The following is a 652-nucleotide window of genomic DNA, read 5'->3' as shown; positions in this document are numbered from 1 at the left end:
ACGATCAATGACAGCGCGAAGCAGCCGCCCAGGCCGGCGCCGAGCAGCACCGCCCAGGCAAAGGGCGCGGCGTCGGGCCGGAATGCCAGTGCGCCGAAGCCGGCGGCCTGCATGGCCAGCGTGAGCCACAACCAGGGCCGGCGGTCGTGGCTGTGGTTGACCCTGGCCAAGGCCGGCAGCAGCAGGGCCGACGCCGCCTGGCTCACGGCCAGCAGCGCCAGCAGGCTGCCGCTGGCGGCGGCGCTCCAGCCGTGCTCGCGGTAGAACGGCGCCAGCCAGGCGACCACGGTCGAGTAGCCGCCATTGACCAGGCCGAAGCAGGCCATCAGCAACCAGACGCGCGGCAGACGCAGCCACGCGCCGAGGGCCAGCCCGTTACGCCCGCCGGCCGGGTCGCGCGGCAGGCTGCATGCGGCCAGCGCCAGGGCCAGCACGGCCGGCAGCGCCATCCAGGCCAGGCCGGCGCGCCATTCTCCGCCGAAGGCCGCCATCAGGGGCGCAACCTGGGCGCCGAGCGCGCCGCCCGCCATCAGCATGGCCGAATACAGGCCCATGACGAGGCCCACATGGCGCGGGAACTGGCGCTTGATCACGCCGGGCAGCATGGCCTGCACCACCGCGGCGCCGAGTCCCAGCAAGGCGGCGGTGCCGA

At 74.7% G+C, this 652-nt stretch carries 1 protein-coding gene; it reads right to left on the bottom strand.

The window, feature by feature from the left end:
* The coding region (locus KVT32_RS28225; protein ID WP_217619217.1) for an MFS transporter at positions 1–652 on the bottom strand (652 nt) is incomplete at both ends.

This window comes from Achromobacter sp. GbtcB20, from assembly GCF_019091095.1.
Lineage (GTDB): Bacteria > Pseudomonadota > Gammaproteobacteria > Burkholderiales > Burkholderiaceae_B > Achromobacter > Achromobacter mucicolens.
This window is presented reverse-complemented; position numbering and strand designations above follow the sequence as displayed.